Consider the following 15,480-nt stretch of genomic DNA (forward strand, 5'->3'; position numbering starts at 1 on the left):
CCGCTCACAGACCCCGCTCCACGTGCGGGTACCCTTCGGCTCATGCTGACGATCGAGCGTTCCCTGGTTGACAAGATCGTTGCGCATGCGCGCGCCGACCACCCCGACGAGGCATGCGGGCTGCTCGCCGGGCCGGAGGGCTCCGACCGCCCCACCCGGTTCATCCCGATGACCAACGCGCAACGGTCGCCGACCTACCACGACTTCGACTCCGGAGAGTGGATCAAGGTCGACAGGGAGATGAGCGACCGGGACGAAGAGATGATCGTCCACTACCACTCGCACACCTCGACCGAGGCGTACCCGTCCCGCACCGACATCGACTACCTGCGCTCCCCGCTGGCCGACCCGCGGGTGCACCGGGTGATCGTCTCCACCCGCGACCCCGAGGAGATCGAGTTCCGCTCCTACCTCCTGGTCGACGGCGAGGTCGTCGAGGAGAAGGTCGAGATCGTCGACTCGTACTCGTGAGGTCGTGCGGCGCCCGGCAGGCGGCCTCCGCGCCAGGGCGGACGCGAAACCCGGCACCGGTAAACTGGCCCGCATGCGGAGCGGCGAGCAGCGCGAGGGGACCCGGCGGCACCGGGCGGTCGCGCCGTGCTCGGTGCCGCCGGTGCAGAGCTTCCTCTTCGGCCATTCGCGTGCCGAGGTCGTCTACGACTGTCGCTGACGCGCCACGGGGACGCCGAACGCTCCCCACAGCCCGGAATTCCCCCGCGCCCCGCCCTGTTGTGATGCCGTGGGCGGGGAGCCCGTACGACCGAAGGAGATCTTCGCGATGGCGATCGAGGTCCGGATCCCGACGATTCTGCGCAACCTCACCGGCGGTGCCAAAGCCGTCGAAGGCAAGGGCGGCACGCTCGACGAGCTCTTCTCCGACCTGGACACCCGGCACCCCGGCCTGCGGGACAGGCTGGTGGACGACAAGGGGCTCCGCAAGTTCGTCAACGTCTACCTCAACGACGAGGACGTGCGGTTCCTCGGCGGTCTGGAGACCGAGCTGTCGGACGGCGACAGCGTCACCATCCTCCCCGCCGTCGCCGGCGGCTGAGCCGGAACCCACGACGCCATGCGTTTCGACTCGCTGCTGGAGTCGCTGGGCCGCACCCCGCTGGTGGGCCTGCCCCGGCTGTCCCCCGTCCCCGACGTGCGGCTGTGGGCCAAACTGGAGGACCGCAACCCCACCGGCTCGGTGAAGGACCGCCCCGCCTTCTGGATGATCAACAAGGCGGAGAAGGACGGGCTGCTCAGCCCCGGCTGCACCATCCTGGAACCCACCTCCGGCAACACCGGCATCTCCCTGGCCATGGTCGCCAAACTGCGCGGCTACCGGATGGTCTGCGTGATGCCGGAGAACACCTCCGCCGAGCGCCGCCAGCTCCTGCGGATGTGGGGCGCGGAGATCATCTCCTCGCCCGCGGCCGGCGGCTCCAACGAGGCGGTCAGGGTGGCCAAGCGGCTCGCCGCCGAACACCCCGACTGGGTGATGCTCTACCAGTACGGCAACGAGGCCAACACGCTGGCGCACTACGAGACGACCGGCCCCGAGATCCTCGACGACCTGCCCTCGGTGACCCACTTCGTCGCCGGCCTCGGCACCACCGGCACGCTGATGGGCGTCGGCCGCTACCTGCGCGAACGCGTCCCCGACGTGAAGATCGTCGCGGCCGAGCCCCGGTACGGCGAACTCGTCTACGGGCTGCGCAACATCGACGAGGGCTTCATCCCCGAGCTGTACGACGAATCCGTCCTCACCACCAGATACTCCGTCGGCTCCAAGGACGCCCTGCGCCGCACCCGCGAACTTCTGGAACACGAAGGCATCTTCGCCGGCATCTCCACCGGCGGCGCCCTCCACGCCGCCCTCGGCATGGCGCGCAAAGCCGTCAAGGCGGGGGAGCGTGCCGACATCGTGTTCGTTGTGGCCGATGGTGGGTGGAAGTACCTGTCGACGGGCGCGTACAGCGGCACCCTTGAAGAGGCAGAGGCAAAGCTGGAAGGCCAACTCTGGGCGTAACACTGTGGGGGGCGACCCCCCACACCTGTCATTGTGGGGGGGGCGACCCCCCCACACCCCCCGAAGCGGGGTCGGCGGCCCCTGCCGCTCGCCTGGCGGCTCGCGGCGGTGTCTTTTCATTGTGGGGGGACGACCCCCCACACCCCCCGAAGCGGGGTCAGCGGCCCCTGCCGCTCGCCTGGCGGCTCGCGGCAGGGGCCGCCGACCCCGGTGTAGGGGCTCCGCCCCTACGACCCCGGCAGGGGGCTCCGCCCCCTGCACCCCCGGTTATTGGGGGCTTTGCGTTGTTGGGGGCTGGGCGTGGGGGCGATTTTGCCGCGGCTTATACTCGAACGCGGTTCTAGTACTGGCTTCGCGGCGTGGACGGGCAGGTGGGGATGAGCGGGTTCTTGGACGCCACGGCGGTGAAGCAGGTCGCGGACGGCCGGTATGAGGTCGAGCTGGACGGCGGGTATGCGATCGGGACCGCTTTGAACGGCGGTTACCTGATGGCCGTGCTGGACAAGGCCGTCGTCGCGGAGTCACCGCACGAGCATCCGCTGTCCACCGCCGCCACGTTTCTGCGGCCGGCCACGGCGGGGCGGGCCGAGGTTCTGGTGGAGACGGTCAAGGTGGGGCGTACCGCCGCCACCGCGCGGGCGTCGCTCGTTCAGGGCGGGGAGCGGCTGGTGGAGGCCCTGATCGTCACGGGGACCCTGGGGGAGAGCGGGGAGCACGAGTGGAGGGGGGAGCCGCCCGTTCCCGCGCTGCCGCCGATCGAGAGTTGCCCGGAGTCGATGAAGCAGGGGCCCGTCCGGGTGCGGGGGTTCGCCGACCGGGTGGACATGCGGTTCGACCCGTCCACCATGCGGTGGCTGGACGGGGAGCCCAGCGGCAGGCTGGAGGCGCGGTCCTGGTTCCGGATGGCGGACGGGACGGAGCCCGACCCCTACGTGCTGGCCGTCGCCGTGGACGCGCTGCCGCCGGTCGCGACGAACATCGGATCCACCGGGTGGGCGCCCACCGTGGAGATGACCTGGCACCTGCGTGAGCTGCCCGCGCCCGGTCCGCTGGCGCTGTACGGGAGCGGGCGGCTGGTCAGCGGCGGGTGGTTCGACGAGGAGGTCGAGGTGTGGGACTCGGCGGGAAGGCTGGTCGCGCAGAGCCGGCAGCTCGCCCGTCTCGCGCGCAAGGGGTAGCCGCGTTTCAGTCATGTGACCATGTGATGTACGACGCATGACACGCTTCTGCGGCGGGTTCTCGCCTAGCCTTGTGGACCATGTCGGAATCTTTCGGCACGCGTTCGACCGACGCGCCGATCGGCATCTTCGACAGCGGGTTCGGAGGGCTGACCGTGGCCCGCGCGATCCTCGACCAGCTGCCGCACGAGCCGGTGATCTACCTCGGCGACTCCGCGCGCCAGCCGTACGGGCCGCGTCCGATCGCGCAGGTGCGCGCCTACGCGCTGGAGATGCTGGACCAGCTCGTCGCCGAGGGTGTGAAGATGCTGGTGATCGCCTGCAACAGCGCCAGCTCGGCCATGCTCAGGGACGCCCGCGAGCGCTATGACGTGCCGGTGATCGAGGTGATCAACCCGGCCACCCGGCGGGCCGCCCGCGCCACCCGCAACGGCAGGGTCGGGCTGATCGCCACCCAGGCCACCGTGACCAGCAGGGCGTACGAGGACGCCTTCGCCGCCGCGCCGCACATCGAGCTGGTGGCGGCGGCCTGCCCGCGTTTCGTGGAGTACGTGGAGCGGGGCGTCACGATGAGCGACGAGCTGCTGGAGGACGCCCGCGAGTACCTCGCGCCGATCATCGAGGCCGGGTGCGACACGCTCATCCTGGGGTGCACCCACTACCCATTGCTAACCGGTGTGATCTCGTATGTCGTCGGCGACGGGGTCACACTGGTCTCAAGTGCCGATGAGACCGCGAAGGACGTCTATCGCGTGCTGCACGACCGTGGAATGGCCCGCGCGGAAGCCCTGCCGCCTCCCGCGCACCGGTTCCGTGCGACCGGAGACCCCGCCGTGTTCGCAGCGCTCGGCCGCCGTTTCCTCGGACCGGAGATCGGTTTCGTGGAGGCCATGGAGCACACGGCTCTGATCACCTGATTCCTCGGGGACATCAAGAGGAGGAGTGAGCGTGCGGGTCACTGTGATCGGCTGCTCGGGCAGCTTCCCGGGGCCGGACAGCCCCGCGTCCTGTTACCTGGTCGAGGCGGAGGGGTTCTCCCTGCTTCTCGACCTGGGCAACGGGGCGGTGGGAACGCTTCAGCGCTTTCACGACGTGCTGGACATCGATGCGATCTGCATCACCCACCTGCACCCCGATCACTGCCTCGACCTGTGCGTCTACTGGATCGCCCGCACCTACTGCCCCGACGGTCCCGCGCCCAGGATCCCCGTGTACGGGCCCACCGGCACCGCCGACCACATGGTCAAGGCGTACGAGCTGGAGCCGAACCCCGGGATGCTCGACACCTTCGACTTCCGGCCGCTGGAGCCGGGGCCGGCCACGATCGGGCCGTTCACGGTGACCACCGCGCTCATGAACCATCCCGTGGAGGCGTACGGGCTGCGGATCGAGCACGGCGACCGCACCCTGACCTACTCGGGCGACAGCGGCCCCTGCCCCGAGCTGGTCGATCTGGCCCGCGGCGCCGACCTCTTCCTCTGCGAGGCCGCGTTCGTCCAGCGTCCCGGGCTGCCCCCCGACATGCACCTCACGGGACGGGAGGCGTCCGACCACGCGTTCAAGGCGGGCGTCAGCACCCTCGTCCTCACCCATCTGCTGCCATGGAACAGCCCGGAGCAGACGCTCGCGGAGGCCAGGAAGGGCGACTTCCGCGGCCCGATCGAGCTGGCCCGGGTCGGCGCCGTCTACGAGGTCTGAGGCCCCGGGTCAGCGCGGCGACCGGACCTCCGGCGCGGGTTCGTTCGGAGTGCGGAGGCTGGACGTGCGCAGGGAGCGCTCGGCCAGCGCCGCCAGCGCACCGCCCACCAGCGGCGCCACGATGAACAGCCAGACCTGTGACAGCGCCGTCGAGCCGCCGAACAGGGCCGGTCCGATCGAGCGGGCGGGGTTGACGGACGTGCCGGTCAGCGGGATCCCGATCAGGTGGACCAGCGCCAGCGTCAGGCCGATGGCCAGGCCGTCGAAGGCGTACACGTCGTTGCCGCGGGTCACCATCAGCCAGACCAGCACCAGCATGAACGTCATGATCACTTCCAGCAGGAACGCCCCGCCGACATTGATCCGTTCCCCGTAGCTGTTGGCGCCGTTCACCTGCATCTCCACCCCGCCCGCGGTGGAGATCAGCCGGATCACGCCCATCCCGATGAAGCCGCCGATCACCTGCGCGATGATGTAGACGCCGGCCTCGGTGGCCGTGATCCGCCTGGCCACCAGGAACCCGACGGTCACCGCCGGGTTCAGGTGGGCGCCCGAGACCGGGCCGATCGCGTACAGGAGCGTCAGCAGCACCAGCCCGAACGCCAGCGCCACCCCGAGCGTGCCGATCTGCGCCAGGCCGAAGACGGCGGCGCCCACCCCGAAGAACACCAGCAGCGCGGTTCCCGCGGCCTCGGCGATATATCTGTTCATTGAGCCCATCCCCCCGGTCACGACTCAATGAGAGTGATTACCGTCCGGAGCGGGATCAACCATGGGACGCGGGGCGCCGATGGAGGCGGCGCGGTTCCCAAGGCCCTAGGGTGGGTCCCATGGCCCGACCCGACGATCGCGCACCCGATCAGCTTCGTCCCGTCCGCTTCCAGCGCGGCTGGCTCGACCACGCCGAGGGATCGGTGCTGATCGAGTTCGGCGGCACCCGCGTGCTGTGCGCAGCGTCCGTCCAGGACTCGGTGCCCCGCTGGCGCCGCGACAGCGGCCTCGGCTGGGTCACCGCCGAGTACGCGATGCTGCCCCGCGCCACCAACACCCGCAACGACCGCGAGTCGGTCAAGGGCAGGCTCGGCGGCCGCACCCAGGAGATCTCCCGGCTGATCGGCCGGTCCATCAGGGCCTGCGTCGACTACAAGGCGCTCGGGGAGAACACCGTCCAGCTCGACTGCGACGTGCTCCGGGCCGACGGCGGCACCCGCACCGCCGCGATCACCGGCGCCTACATCGCGCTGGCGGACGCGGTGGAGTGGATGCGCAAACGGGGCCTGTGCAAGGGCGACCCGCTGATCAACTCCGTCGCGGCGGTCAGCGTGGGCGTCGTGAAGGGGCAGCCGCGGCTCGACCTGTGCTACGAGGAGGACGTGGCCGCCGAGACCGACATGAACGTGGTCTGCACCGGCGACGGCAGGTTCGTCGAGGTGCAGGGCACCGCCGAGGGCGTCCCGTTCGACCGTGCCGAGCTGGACGCGCTGCTCGACCTGGCCGCCGGCGGCTGCGCGGAGCTCACCCGCCTGCAGAACGAGGTTCTGGGCCGGTGACCGGCGTCCGGACGATCGTCCTCGCCTCGCGCAACAAGAGCAAGATCGCCGAACTGGAGCGCATCCTCAGCGGGCAGGGGGTCGAGGTGGTCGGCCTCGACGGCTTCCCGGACGCCCCCGAGGTGCCGGAGACCGAGCTGACCTTCGAGGGCAACGCGCTGCTGAAGGCCAGGGCGATCGCCGCCGCCACCGGCCTGCCCGCCGTCGCGGACGACTCGGGCCTGTGCGTGGACGCCCTGAACGGCATGCCGGGCGTGCTGTCGGCCCGCTGGTCGGGCCGGTTCGGCGACGCCTCGCCCGACAAGGACGAGGCCAACCTGCGGCTCGTCCTCGACCAGCTCGCCGAGGTCCCCGACGAGCACCGCGGCGCGCACTTCGTGGCCGCGGCTGCGCTGGTGGTGCCGTCCGGCGCCGAGCATGTCGTGGAGGGCCGCATGCACGGCCGGATCATCCGCGCCCCGCGCGGCACCGGCGGCTTCGGCTACGACCCGATCTTCGTCCCGGACGACGAGACCCGCACGTCCGCGGAGCTCACCCCCGAGGAGAAGGACGCCATCAGCCATCGAGGCCGGGCCTTCCGCGCCCTCGCGGGGTTGCTGCCGGGGGCGCTGGGCTCGGCGCGCCGCTGAGCGGTCAGGCGCCCAGGCGTACGCCGGGGAGCATGTGCCAGCCCACGGCGTCCATGATGCCGCGGAGGTGCGGCGGCATGCGGTCAAGAACGATGGCGCGGTCGTGCAGGGGACGGGCCGCCGTGTCGGCCAGGATGTTGAGGGCGCCGAGATCCATGAAGACGAGCCCGGACATGTCCAGATGGAGCTCGCCGTCCTTGGCGTGGGCACGGGCGGTGCCCAGCACCCGGACCAGGGCGGAGTGCCGGAAGGCGTCCAGCTCCCCGGTGAAGGCGAGCCCCGGCGGGTGGAACGTGCGGTCGATCCGGAGGACGTCGTCCTCGAACTCGGGGTCGGCGGCGACGGCGCCGCCGTGCAGCGCGCCCAGCGCGTCCAGGTCGGCGGGACCGCAGCGGCGCCGGTCGACCTGGCAGACGGCGATGACCTGAGCGGACTCGCCGACCAGGAGGTCGAGACCGCGCTCGAACTCGGACAGCGACTCCAGGCCCTGGGGATGGTCCAGTGCCCAGGAGAGGTCCGCGACGATCCGCACGCCCCGGTGGCCCTGCCGCATGGCCTGGGCGGTCGCGTCTTTCACCCAGGTCAGCAGCGCCTCGGGCGCGAGCCCCGACCCGTTGCGCCCGGCGGGGACGGTCCGGCCGGGAGCGTGGACGACCTTCTCCCCGGAGTCCAGGCCCGCGCGGGTGAACGCGCCGACGACGTGGCTGCGCTCCTCAGGGCTCTCGTACGCGAGCCAGCAGTGGTCCCCGGGACGCAGTTCGCCGACCGGCCTCCGGATGGACCAGAGGGTCTCCATGACGCCTCCCCAGGGGCTCGCCGACCCTTTCCAGGGTACGACCGGGGACCGCCGGGATACGGGGACTGGCAAGGGTTTTCGTCGCTATCTGAAACTTTCCGTGACCCCCGGGGGCGCGTCCGCGACCTGCGTCAACGCCGGACGTGGAGGCGGACGAACGTCCCGTCCCAGCCCGCCCGCAGCTCCATCAGATCCACCAGCAGCCGTACCGTCCACAGCCCGAAGCCCCGTTCCAGGGCGGAGCCGGGCGGGACGAAGCCGACCAGCGGCCCGGCGCGCCACAGTCCGTTGTCGCCGACCTCGCACAGCAGCTCCGGCCCGTCCGCCCACACCCACGCCCCCACCGGCGGTGAGCCGTGCCGCAGCGCGTTGGCGGCGACCTCGTTGGCGGCGGTGACCAGGTGCTGCGCCGCCTGCGGGTCCAGGCCGTGCCGGAGCGCGCGTTCGCCGACGAAGGCGCGGAGGCCGTGCAGGTCGTCCGAGGTGATGGCGTAGTAGTCGGCGCCCCGCGGACGCTTGAAGGCGCGAGCGCGGTCGCACCGGCCGCCGAACACGGCGGGCTGGACGTAGTCGGTGTTGCGCACCGTGCGCCCGCGGTCCTCCAGCAGGGGGTGGGTCTGCCGCGCGTGCTCGATGATCCGCTGGGGCAGCCCGTTCACGTCGTACGGGCACAGCGCCCGCGCGTCGGCGTCGCCGAACACCACGTTGATCAGCGACTCGTAGCGGGCCCACTCCACGGTCTGCCGGGGCGTCCAGCCGTCCCAGACCGGCTCGGCCAGCGCGCGCACGCCGCGCGGCTTCTTCGACAGCAGGAGTTCCTGGTAGCTCTTCAGCGTCCGCACCGGATGCCGGTAGAAGGCATCGGAGTCGTAGAACTCGATCGCCTCCCCGTACGGTGCCAGGGCGTCGCGCAACGCGCCGAGCCCCGGCTCGCGGACGACCACGATCACGGCCTCGTCCGCCTCCACGCCCTCGGCGACGTACGGCACCGACACCGACAGGAAATGCTCGATGCCGCCGTACAGGAAGGCCCTGTGCTCCAGCGTCATGAGATGCCGCCCCCGAACCGCTCGGTCGATGCCGCGGGCCGCCGGCCACGGACGATGCCGGGCAGGCGATGCCAGCCGACCATGTCGATCACGGCCTCGACGGCGGGGGTCAGGCCGTCGAGGACGATCCGCACGCCGGCCGGGCCGTTGGCGTGCAGGGTCAGCAGGTGCAGGCCGCCCAGGTCGATGAAGGCGAGCCGGGACACGTCCAGGAGGACGACGCGGCGCCCGGCCGAGGCCCTGGCGAGCGTGTCGGCGAACACCGTGTGCCGCGCGGAGTCGAGCTCGCCCTCGACGCGCAGGCCGGGCGGGTCGAAGGTGCGCACGATGGTCAGCACCTCGTCGCTGAACTCCGGGTCGACCTCCACCAGCACCTCGTGCGTGTCGCGCAGCGCGGCCAGCTCGTCGGGCAGGCAGGCGCGCCGCTCGATCTGGCAGATCGCCATCGCCATGGTGGACGGCGCGACCGCGTCGCCCATCCGGTGCTCGCAGCCCACCATCTGGCCGAGGTCGTGCCGGCCGGGGCCGCGCAGCAGCCAGCTGTGGTCGGTGGTGATCCGTACCGCCCGGAAGCCCTGGCCGAACGCCTCGCCGCTCTCCCGGTCGATGGTCTCGGCCATCTTCTCCGGGACGAACCGGCCGTGCCCGTCCAGGCAGGCGTCCCGGTGCCCGATCACCCGCAGCTGCCGCGAGCCGAGGAAGGTCCTCAGCTCGGCTCCGGTGCGGGTGGCGATACCCGGCAGGGTCTCCGGCCCGGCCTCGGTGACGTAGACGATCTTCTCGCCCGTGTCCAGTCCCTCGCCGACGAAGCCGCCGATCACGAGATCGCGCTCCTCCGCCCCCGAGTAGGCCAGCCAGGCGTGATCACCGGGCCGTACGTCCTTCACCGGGCGTTTGGCGAACCAGTTGGTCTCCATTGCGCGTCCATGGTGGTCGGCGAGGTCACGTCAAGCGTACGCCCGCGAGCGCTGAGTCGCAGCCGTACCGTGGTGCCCCGCTCACCGGTGCGGATCTGGACGAGCGAGCACAGCAGGCGCACCGCCCACAGCCCGAACCGTCCGGGGGCGTTCGTGCCGGGCGTGGCGCCGCGCGGCGGGAGCAGCCCGGCGTCGGCGCCCGCCTTCCACCGGCCGCGGTCGGAGACCTCGCAGACCAGGGCACGGTCGTCCGGGTCGGTCCACAACGTCAGGACGATCGGCGGCGCGCCGTGCCGCACCGCGTTGGTCACCACCTCGGTGACCGCCACCAGCAGGCGTTGCAGGTGCTCGTCGCAGACCTGGGCGCGCTCGGCGAAGTCGGCCACGTACTGGCGCAGCCAGTACAGGTCCGGCCGGTCGAGCGGGATCCGGTCGGCCCCGGGCGGCGGGTCGGGCAGCGGCCCGGTGTCGCAGCGCTCGCTGAACGTCCAGGGGTCCAGATAGCCGGGAGTGGCCACGGCTTTGGTGCCCTTGACCGTCTCCGGATGGGTCTGCCGGGCCGCCGCGATGACGCCCGCGGGCAGCGTGCGCGAGTACGGGCAGAGGAACGCGGCCCCGGTGCCCTCGTACGCCAGAGTGGTCAGGGCCTCGGCGCGCTGCCATTCCAGCACCTCGGCGCGGGAGCGTCCCGTCCAGGCGGGCTCGGCCAGCATCCGCAGCCGCCGCCCCTCCCACAGCGCCGCCTCGGCGTGATTCAAGCCGTCGGCCATCGCCCGCGGGGGGTGGGTGTACCAGTCGGACGGGTCGGCGAACTCGACCTCGTCCGCGGCGGCGCCGAGCGCGTCCTCCAGGATCATGCGGCTGCCCAGCGGTGTCACCGCCAGCACGCGGTCACCCGCGTCGATCCCTTCGCGCAGGAACGGGACGGCGCCCGCGAGGTAGCCCTCCATGCCGTCATAGGGCAGCACGCGATGGGTGACCGGTTCGCTCACGACTCCACCCTGACGATCGCCACCGTGCCCGGAACCCGTCCAGCCTAGGCTTCCCCCTCACGGCCGGAAAGGGCCGGGCGCGAAAGGTATGTCGAGGCTCCGCGCGCGAACGCTAAGCTGTGCTGGCCCGCATACCCAGCGGACGTGGCGAAATAGGCATACGCGGCAGGTTTAGGTCCTGTTGGTGGCGACACCGTGGGGGTTCGAGTCCCCCCGTCCGCACTCGGTCAGTGGAGGGCTCGGCGTGGGTTCAGCGTGGGGCTCGGTGAGGGCCGTTCAGCTTCCCAGCCCCAGGTCCCGGCGCAGGCGGTCGACGTGGCCGGTGGCGCGCACGTTGTAGTACGCCTTCTCGATCTTGCCCTCGGCGTCGATGAGGAAGGTGGACCGGATCACCCCGACGACCACCCTGCCGTACAGCTTCTTCTCGCCGTACGCGCCGTACTCCTGGAGGACCTTGGCGTCGGGGTCGGAGAGCAGGGGGAAGGTCAGCCCCTCCTTCTCCCGGAACTTGGCGAGCTTGCGCGGCTCGTCCGGGGAGATGCCCACCACCGTGACGCCCGCGGCCTCCAGTTCCGGAAGGCTGCCCTGGAAGTCGACCGCCTCCTTGGTGCAGCCGGGGGTCAGTGCCGCGGGGTAGAAGTAGAGGATCACGCGCCTGCCCCGCAGCGACGCCAGGCTCACCGTGGCGCCGTCGGCGTCGGACAGCTCGAAGTCGGGGGCGACGTCGCCGGGCTCCAGCCTTTCGGACACCGGGTACCGCCTTTCTCAGTGATGGGTCGCGTCCAACCGTACCCACAACTTCTAGGGGGACGGTCTCCCGCATCCGGCACCGCCGAGGCCGCGCGGGCGTTTCCGGGGAAGACCTGCAAGACTGTTCGGATCATGTGCCGCGCAGGCCACTGGACGTACGCCCGACGATAAGGAACAGGCATGGCTGACAGGTCCCGCGATCCGGAGACGCTGGAACGGCGGATCGAGCGCACCCGCCTGGAGCTCGCCCAGACCATCGACGAGCTGGCCCAGCGGGTCAGCCCGAGCAACGTGGCGCAGCGCGGCGCCGAGCGGTTGAAGGAGGAGGCGGGTCAGGTCGCCAGGGCGGTCGGCGCGATGATGAGGCCGTCCGACGGCACGGGACCCGAGAAGGACGACGAGCCGGGGCAGGGCGGACCCGACCCGCGGGTGGTCGCGGCCGTGGGGGTCGGCGCCGCGGTGGTGGTCACCGCCCTGGTGGTCTGGAGGAGGCGGCGCAGGCGCCGTTGATCAGCCGGTACGGGGCGCCGCGCCGTTCCCGGCGGGACGGGCGCGCCCGCGTGAGCAGGTCGGCGACCGCGCGCAGCTCGGCCAGCTCCGCCCGGCACGGCCCGCACCGGGCCACGTGCGCGCGCAACTCGGCGGCCTCGGCGCCGGCGAGCCGCCCGATGGCGAGGACGCCGAGCCCGATCCGATAGTCGCCGCAGTCGCTTGCTGCTCCCACGTAAGGCAATACGTGTTCTGGCCTTGGGATGTTCACGGGACCCTAGGCGAACTGCGGGAGGTGCGCGCGGTGCGCGGCCAGTCCCTCGTCCAGGATCTTCTCGGCGGTGTGCTTGCTCTGGACGAACGGGTGCGCCATGAGCGCCTGAAGGGCGGTGCGCCGCGATCCGGTGACGGCGGCGTCGGCGGCCAGCCGCTCGTACTCGTGGATCGCCTGGGTGAGCCCCCGGACGGGACGGGGCAGCGGCCCCATGGACAGCGGCGCCGGTCCCGAACGTCCGACCAGCGCGGGGACCTCGACGATCGCCTCCGGTTCCAGCGAGGTGATCGCGCCGCCGTTCACCGTGTTGACGATCATGCGGCGGCGCTCGTCGCGGTGCAGGGCGCAGATCACGTCCACCGCGAACTCGCCGTGCTCGCCGCCGCCCCGCTCCCGGCTGGGATCGGGGTCCGGCTTGGCCGCCTCCGCCCGGATGCTGTCGTAGTACGCGGGCAGCATGGCCTGGATGTCCTCGGCGCGCGTGGTGCCCTTCTCACGCAGCTCGCGGACGACGTCCTCGTGGAAGAAGTAGTACTTGGCGTAGGAGTTGGGGAGGAAGCCCAGGGCCTTGGCCAGCTCCGCCATCCGGGCCGGGTCGCGCCACGGGGTCGCTCCGCCGCCGGGGATCTCCATGGCGTCCAGGAGGGCGGGCAGGTCGAGTTCGAGGCCGTCGAGGCGGAGCCGCTGCGCCCACGTGGCGTGGTTGAGGCCGATCCAGTCCGCCTCAAGCCGGTCGAGCGGGAGCCCGAGCAGGCCGGCCCACATCTCGGTGTCGCCGACATGCTGGTCGCACAGCCCGATGACGCGGGCGCCGGAGTGGCGGGTGACGGCGTCGGTGACCACGTTGGTCGGGTTGGTGTAGTTGACGATCCACGCGCCGGGATCGGCCGCCGCCGCGATCGACATGAGCACCGGGACGGAACGGCACGCCATCAGGAACCCGCCGGGGCCCGCGGTCTCCTGGCCCACCACGCCGTGCCGGAGCGGGATCGACTCGTCCAGGTGCCGGGCGGCCATCCCGCCGGGCCGGAACGTGGTGAAGACGTAGGACGCGCCGTCCAGCGCGGGCTTCAGGCCGGTGTGCGTGGTGACCGTGAACGCGGCGCCCCGGGCCGCGAACATCCGCCGGGCGAGACCCGCCATCAGCTCCAGATGATCGGCGTCGATGTCGTGGCAGGCCACCTCGGTCCCGTCCAGGTCGGCGGCGCGGTGCAGCAGCCCGCGGATGATCCCGGGCATGTACCCGCTTCCGGCCCCGATGATCGCCAGCTTCATCCCACGGCCCCCATGCGCAGGGTCGGCTCGGCGCGGGTGACCGAGTCGGGCCCGCTCTCCAGCTCGGTCTCCGGGATGTACGGGACGACGAAGGCGTACTGCTCCAGCACCTCGGCCGGCACCTCGCCCGACTCGCCGAACGCGGCGATCTCCCCCCAGCAGGGCGCGCCGAGCGAGCCGCTGCGGTGCCGCACCGACAGCCCGGCGCACAGGTTGGCGAAGCGCAGCCGCTGTTCGAGCGGCCATCCGGCGAGGGTGCCGAACACGAATCCGGCGGCGAACACGTCGCCGGCGCCGGTCGGGTCCAGCGCCGTGACGGGCAGCGCGGCGGCGTGGGCGCGTTCGCCGGTGGACGAGTCGATCGCGGTCGCGCCGCCCGCCCCCTGCTTCACCACGACCACGGGGACCCGTTCGGACAGCGCCTCCAGGGCGTCCTCGGGCGTGCGGGTACGGGTGTAGGCCATCGCCTCGACGGCGTTGGGCAGGAACACGTCCACGTCCTTGAGACGGTCCAGGACGTCGGTCGACCAGGTCTCGGTGGGGTCCCACCCCAGGTCGGCGAAGACCAGCGCGCCGGTCGCGCGCAGCGCCAGGGCCCATTCGGGGACGGGACGCTCGATGTCGACGAAGCAGGTGGCGGCGCGTGGTAGCGGGGGCGACGCCGTGGCGACCAGGTCGCCGGAGGGCAGCGGCAGCGGGCGGGTGTAGGTGACCATGCTGCGGTCGGAGGCGTAGGCCAGCGACACCGTCACCGGGGTGGACCATCCGGCGACCTGACGCGCCCAGCGCAGGTCGACGTTCTCCTGCTCGGACAGCGTCCGCCACAGGTAGGCGCCGAACATGTCGTCGCCGAACGCGGCGGCGAGCCCCGTGCGCAGGCCGAGCCGGCTCATCGCGACGGCGATGTTGGCGACGCCGCCGGGCGCCGAGCCGAGCCCGTCGGTGACCAGCTCGGTGCCCGGCGGCGGCAGCCCCGGCAGCCCGGTGAAGATCATGTCCATGAAGACCTGGCCGGTCAGGAACACGTCCAGATCGCGCTGTGCCGTCCCGGGGTCCCGGCGCTTGTGCAGGAGGTCCCCGGCCGGCCCCCGCTCGGCGCAGGGGTCGGTGAGCGGCGGAAGGGGCGGTTCGGATTCCGGCAGTCCTCGTGTCATGTGGTGTCCCCCGTGTGCCGGTGCTAGCCGAGCTCCGGAGCGGTGGCGGTGAAACGGGCCTCCACCGCGGCCCGGACGATCTGCGTGGCGGGCTCCAGGTCGATCGGCGGCGGCTCGCCCGCGTCGGCCGCGCCACGGGCCGCCATCAGCGACACGCCCTCGGTGTGCGGGCGGGTGTCCCCGGTCAGCCCCTCGTCCGCCAGCTCCACCAGCCCGGTCAGCCGGGAGCCGAGCGCCTCGGCGTAGCTGCGGGCGCGCTCGACGGCCTCGTGCGCCGCCTGCCGCGCCGCCCGCTTGTAGACCTCGCTGTCGCGGCGCAGCCCCCAGTCGGGCCCGTGGACGAAGGTGCGCTCCAGGTCGCCGAGCCTGGTCACCAGCTCGCCGAGCACCGCGAAGTCGGCGACGACCAGCCGGATCCAGACGGTGCCCTGGTAGGCGCGGATCTCGCCCTCCTTGCGCCCCCCGTACCTCAGCCGCGGCGTGATCGACAGCCCGCCGGTGTCCAGCTTCTCGATCGCGTCCCCGTACGACCTGATCAGGTCGAGCGCGGCCTGGTTCCGCTCCGTGAGCCGCTCCAGCGCCGTGCGCCGGTCCCGTTCCTGCGACTGGACGTGCACGGACAGCCGCGCGATCTCCGGCTCCACCTCAAGGACGGCCTCGCCGCGGACCCCGATCAACGGTGCGTCGGTCATACCGGCCAACGTAGCCGCTG

The 15,480-nt window shown here is 72.0% G+C and carries 20 protein-coding genes and 1 tRNA gene; 11 read left to right on the top strand and 10 right to left on the bottom strand.

Going from position 1 to position 15,480, the window contains the following annotated elements; translation table 11 throughout:
* Positions 1-42: 42 nt before the first annotated feature.
* From ACGWYJ_RS00005 to ACGWYJ_RS00035, 7 genes are all read left to right on the top strand, one after another.
* Positions 43-471: a M67 family metallopeptidase gene (locus tag ACGWYJ_RS00005; RefSeq protein ID WP_285700873.1), complete on the top strand. Its 429-nt coding sequence runs from the start codon at positions 43-45 to the stop codon at positions 469-471.
* Between the two features lie 73 nt (positions 472-544).
* Positions 545-670 (top strand): hypothetical protein, encoded by a 126-nt coding sequence (locus tag ACGWYJ_RS00010; protein ID WP_395103359.1) that lies wholly within the window; start codon positions 545-547, stop codon positions 668-670.
* 108 nt (positions 671-778) lie between these two features.
* Positions 779-1,051: a MoaD family protein gene (locus ACGWYJ_RS00015; RefSeq protein ID WP_285700871.1), complete on the top strand. Its 273-nt coding sequence runs from the start codon at positions 779-781 to the stop codon at positions 1,049-1,051.
* 18 nt (positions 1,052-1,069) lie between these two features.
* Positions 1,070-2,017: a PLP-dependent cysteine synthase family protein gene (locus ACGWYJ_RS00020; protein WP_395103360.1), complete on the top strand. Its 948-nt coding sequence runs from the start codon at positions 1,070-1,072 to the stop codon at positions 2,015-2,017.
* Positions 2,018-2,394: 377 nt separating this feature from the next.
* The gene (locus tag ACGWYJ_RS00025) at positions 2,395-3,195 is read left to right on the top strand and encodes a thioesterase family protein (RefSeq protein ID WP_395103361.1); all 801 of its coding nucleotides are present in this window, start codon (positions 2,395-2,397) and stop codon (positions 3,193-3,195) included.
* Between the two features lie 80 nt (positions 3,196-3,275).
* A complete protein-coding gene (gene murI, locus ACGWYJ_RS00030) occupies positions 3,276-4,112 on the top strand; it encodes a glutamate racemase (protein ID WP_395103362.1) in 837 nt (278 codons plus the stop codon).
* A 31-nt stretch (positions 4,113-4,143) separates the two neighbouring features.
* Positions 4,144-4,893, top strand: a complete 750-nt coding sequence (locus ACGWYJ_RS00035; RefSeq protein ID WP_395103363.1) for an MBL fold metallo-hydrolase — start codon at positions 4,144-4,146, stop codon at positions 4,891-4,893.
* A 9-nt stretch (positions 4,894-4,902) separates the two neighbouring features.
* On the opposite strand, the gene ACGWYJ_RS00040 is transcribed toward ACGWYJ_RS00035, so the two are convergent.
* A complete protein-coding gene (locus ACGWYJ_RS00040) occupies positions 4,903-5,604 on the bottom strand; it encodes an MIP/aquaporin family protein (protein ID WP_395103364.1) in 702 nt (233 codons plus the stop codon).
* A 119-nt stretch (positions 5,605-5,723) separates the two neighbouring features.
* Between ACGWYJ_RS00040 and rph the strand changes: the two genes are divergently transcribed.
* Together rph and rdgB are read left to right on the top strand one after the other, a co-directional pair.
* On the top strand, positions 5,724-6,443 hold the full coding sequence (gene rph / locus ACGWYJ_RS00045; protein ID WP_395103365.1) for a ribonuclease PH: 720 nt from the start codon (positions 5,724-5,726) through the stop codon (positions 6,441-6,443).
* Positions 6,440-7,072 carry an RdgB/HAM1 family non-canonical purine NTP pyrophosphatase gene (rdgB, locus tag ACGWYJ_RS00050; protein ID WP_285700865.1) on the top strand — a complete coding sequence of 211 codons (633 nt, stop codon included), beginning with the start codon at positions 6,440-6,442 and terminating at the stop codon, positions 7,070-7,072. Before rph ends, rdgB begins: the two co-directional genes overlap by 4 nt.
* A gap of 4 nt (positions 7,073-7,076) precedes the next feature.
* Here the strand turns inward: rdgB and ACGWYJ_RS00055 are convergent, their stop codons facing one another.
* The 4 genes from ACGWYJ_RS00055 to ACGWYJ_RS00070 all read right to left on the bottom strand — a co-directional run bounded on the left by ACGWYJ_RS00055 (position 7,077) and on the right by ACGWYJ_RS00070 (position 10,826).
* Positions 7,077-7,868, bottom strand: coding sequence for an MEDS domain-containing protein (locus ACGWYJ_RS00055; RefSeq protein ID WP_285700864.1), 792 nt, complete (start codon positions 7,866-7,868; stop codon positions 7,077-7,079).
* A gap of 131 nt (positions 7,869-7,999) precedes the next feature.
* Positions 8,000-8,917: an anti-sigma factor RsbA family regulatory protein gene (locus ACGWYJ_RS00060; protein ID WP_395103366.1), complete on the bottom strand. Its 918-nt coding sequence runs from the start codon at positions 8,915-8,917 to the stop codon at positions 8,000-8,002.
* Positions 8,914-9,834, bottom strand: coding sequence for an MEDS domain-containing protein (locus ACGWYJ_RS00065; protein ID WP_395103367.1), 921 nt, complete (start codon positions 9,832-9,834; stop codon positions 8,914-8,916). Before ACGWYJ_RS00065 ends, ACGWYJ_RS00060 begins: the two co-directional genes overlap by 4 nt.
* Positions 9,801-10,826, bottom strand: coding sequence for an anti-sigma factor RsbA family regulatory protein (locus tag ACGWYJ_RS00070; protein WP_395103368.1), 1,026 nt, complete (start codon positions 10,824-10,826; stop codon positions 9,801-9,803). The genes ACGWYJ_RS00065 and ACGWYJ_RS00070 overlap by 34 nt, the downstream gene beginning before the upstream one ends.
* Positions 10,827-10,964: 138 nt before the next feature.
* Between ACGWYJ_RS00070 and ACGWYJ_RS00075 the strand changes: the two genes are divergently transcribed.
* Positions 10,965-11,048, top strand: a tRNA-Leu gene (locus ACGWYJ_RS00075).
* 54 nt (positions 11,049-11,102) lie between these two features.
* Here ACGWYJ_RS00075 and bcp read toward each other — a convergent pair.
* Positions 11,103-11,576 carry a thioredoxin-dependent thiol peroxidase gene (gene bcp, locus ACGWYJ_RS00080; RefSeq protein WP_395103369.1) on the bottom strand — a complete coding sequence of 158 codons (474 nt, stop codon included), beginning with the start codon at positions 11,574-11,576 and terminating at the stop codon, positions 11,103-11,105.
* A 180-nt stretch (positions 11,577-11,756) separates the two neighbouring features.
* Here bcp and ACGWYJ_RS00085 point away from each other — a divergent pair, with 180 nt between their 5' ends.
* On the top strand, positions 11,757-12,086 hold the full coding sequence (locus ACGWYJ_RS00085) for a DUF3618 domain-containing protein (protein WP_285700859.1): 330 nt from the start codon (positions 11,757-11,759) through the stop codon (positions 12,084-12,086).
* Here the strand turns inward: ACGWYJ_RS00085 and ACGWYJ_RS00090 are convergent.
* Genes ACGWYJ_RS00090 through ACGWYJ_RS00105 form a run of 4 tightly spaced genes read right to left on the bottom strand, consistent with a single transcriptional unit; the run spans position 12,043 to position 15,460 of the window.
* Positions 12,043-12,300 (bottom strand): hypothetical protein, encoded by a 258-nt coding sequence (locus ACGWYJ_RS00090; protein ID WP_395103370.1) that lies wholly within the window; start codon positions 12,298-12,300, stop codon positions 12,043-12,045. The two genes, ACGWYJ_RS00085 and ACGWYJ_RS00090, sit on opposite strands and share 44 nt — an antisense overlap.
* Before the next feature lie 42 nt (positions 12,301-12,342).
* On the bottom strand, positions 12,343-13,614 hold the full coding sequence (locus ACGWYJ_RS00095; protein ID WP_395103371.1) for a glycoside hydrolase family 4: 1,272 nt from the start codon (positions 13,612-13,614) through the stop codon (positions 12,343-12,345).
* Positions 13,611-14,768 (bottom strand): carbohydrate kinase family protein, encoded by a 1,158-nt coding sequence (locus tag ACGWYJ_RS00100; protein WP_395103372.1) that lies wholly within the window; start codon positions 14,766-14,768, stop codon positions 13,611-13,613. The genes ACGWYJ_RS00095 and ACGWYJ_RS00100 overlap by 4 nt, the downstream gene beginning before the upstream one ends.
* 23 nt (positions 14,769-14,791) lie before the next feature.
* The gene (locus ACGWYJ_RS00105; protein ID WP_395103373.1) at positions 14,792-15,460 is read right to left on the bottom strand and encodes an SIMPL domain-containing protein; all 669 of its coding nucleotides are present in this window, start codon (positions 15,458-15,460) and stop codon (positions 14,792-14,794) included.
* Between the last annotated feature and the right edge of the window lie 20 nt (positions 15,461-15,480).

The organism is Actinomadura sp. SCN-SB (genome assembly GCF_043906805.1).
In the GTDB taxonomy this organism is placed as follows: domain Bacteria; phylum Actinomycetota; class Actinomycetes; order Streptosporangiales; family Streptosporangiaceae; genus Spirillospora.

Bases quoted from the DNA above. Each gene is read 5' to 3' on its own strand.
- ACGWYJ_RS00005 (WP_285700873.1), top strand. From the start codon at position 43: ATGCTGACGATCGAGCGTTCCCTGGTTGACAAGATCGTTGCGCATGCG.
- ACGWYJ_RS00010 (WP_395103359.1), top strand. From the start codon at position 545: ATGCGGAGCGGCGAGCAGCGCGAGGGGACCCGGCGGCACCGGGCGGTC.
- ACGWYJ_RS00015 (WP_285700871.1), top strand. From the start codon at position 779: ATGGCGATCGAGGTCCGGATCCCGACGATTCTGCGCAACCTCACCGGC.
- ACGWYJ_RS00020 (WP_395103360.1), top strand. From the start codon at position 1,070: ATGCGTTTCGACTCGCTGCTGGAGTCGCTGGGCCGCACCCCGCTGGTG.
- ACGWYJ_RS00025 (WP_395103361.1), top strand. From the start codon at position 2,395: ATGAGCGGGTTCTTGGACGCCACGGCGGTGAAGCAGGTCGCGGACGGC.
- murI (WP_395103362.1), top strand. From the start codon at position 3,276: ATGTCGGAATCTTTCGGCACGCGTTCGACCGACGCGCCGATCGGCATC.
- ACGWYJ_RS00040 (WP_395103364.1), bottom strand. From the start codon at position 5,604: ATGAACAGATATATCGCCGAGGCCGCGGGAACCGCGCTGCTGGTGTTC.
- rph (WP_395103365.1), top strand. From the start codon at position 5,724: ATGGCCCGACCCGACGATCGCGCACCCGATCAGCTTCGTCCCGTCCGC.
- ACGWYJ_RS00055 (WP_285700864.1), bottom strand. From the start codon at position 7,868: ATGGAGACCCTCTGGTCCATCCGGAGGCCGGTCGGCGAACTGCGTCCC.
- ACGWYJ_RS00060 (WP_395103366.1), bottom strand. From the start codon at position 8,917: ATGACGCTGGAGCACAGGGCCTTCCTGTACGGCGGCATCGAGCATTTC.
- ACGWYJ_RS00065 (WP_395103367.1), bottom strand. From the start codon at position 9,834: ATGGAGACCAACTGGTTCGCCAAACGCCCGGTGAAGGACGTACGGCCC.
- ACGWYJ_RS00085 (WP_285700859.1), top strand. From the start codon at position 11,757: ATGGCTGACAGGTCCCGCGATCCGGAGACGCTGGAACGGCGGATCGAG.
- ACGWYJ_RS00095 (WP_395103371.1), bottom strand. From the start codon at position 13,614: ATGAAGCTGGCGATCATCGGGGCCGGAAGCGGGTACATGCCCGGGATC.
- ACGWYJ_RS00100 (WP_395103372.1), bottom strand. From the start codon at position 14,768: ATGACACGAGGACTGCCGGAATCCGAACCGCCCCTTCCGCCGCTCACC.
- ACGWYJ_RS00105 (WP_395103373.1), bottom strand. From the start codon at position 15,460: ATGACCGACGCACCGTTGATCGGGGTCCGCGGCGAGGCCGTCCTTGAG.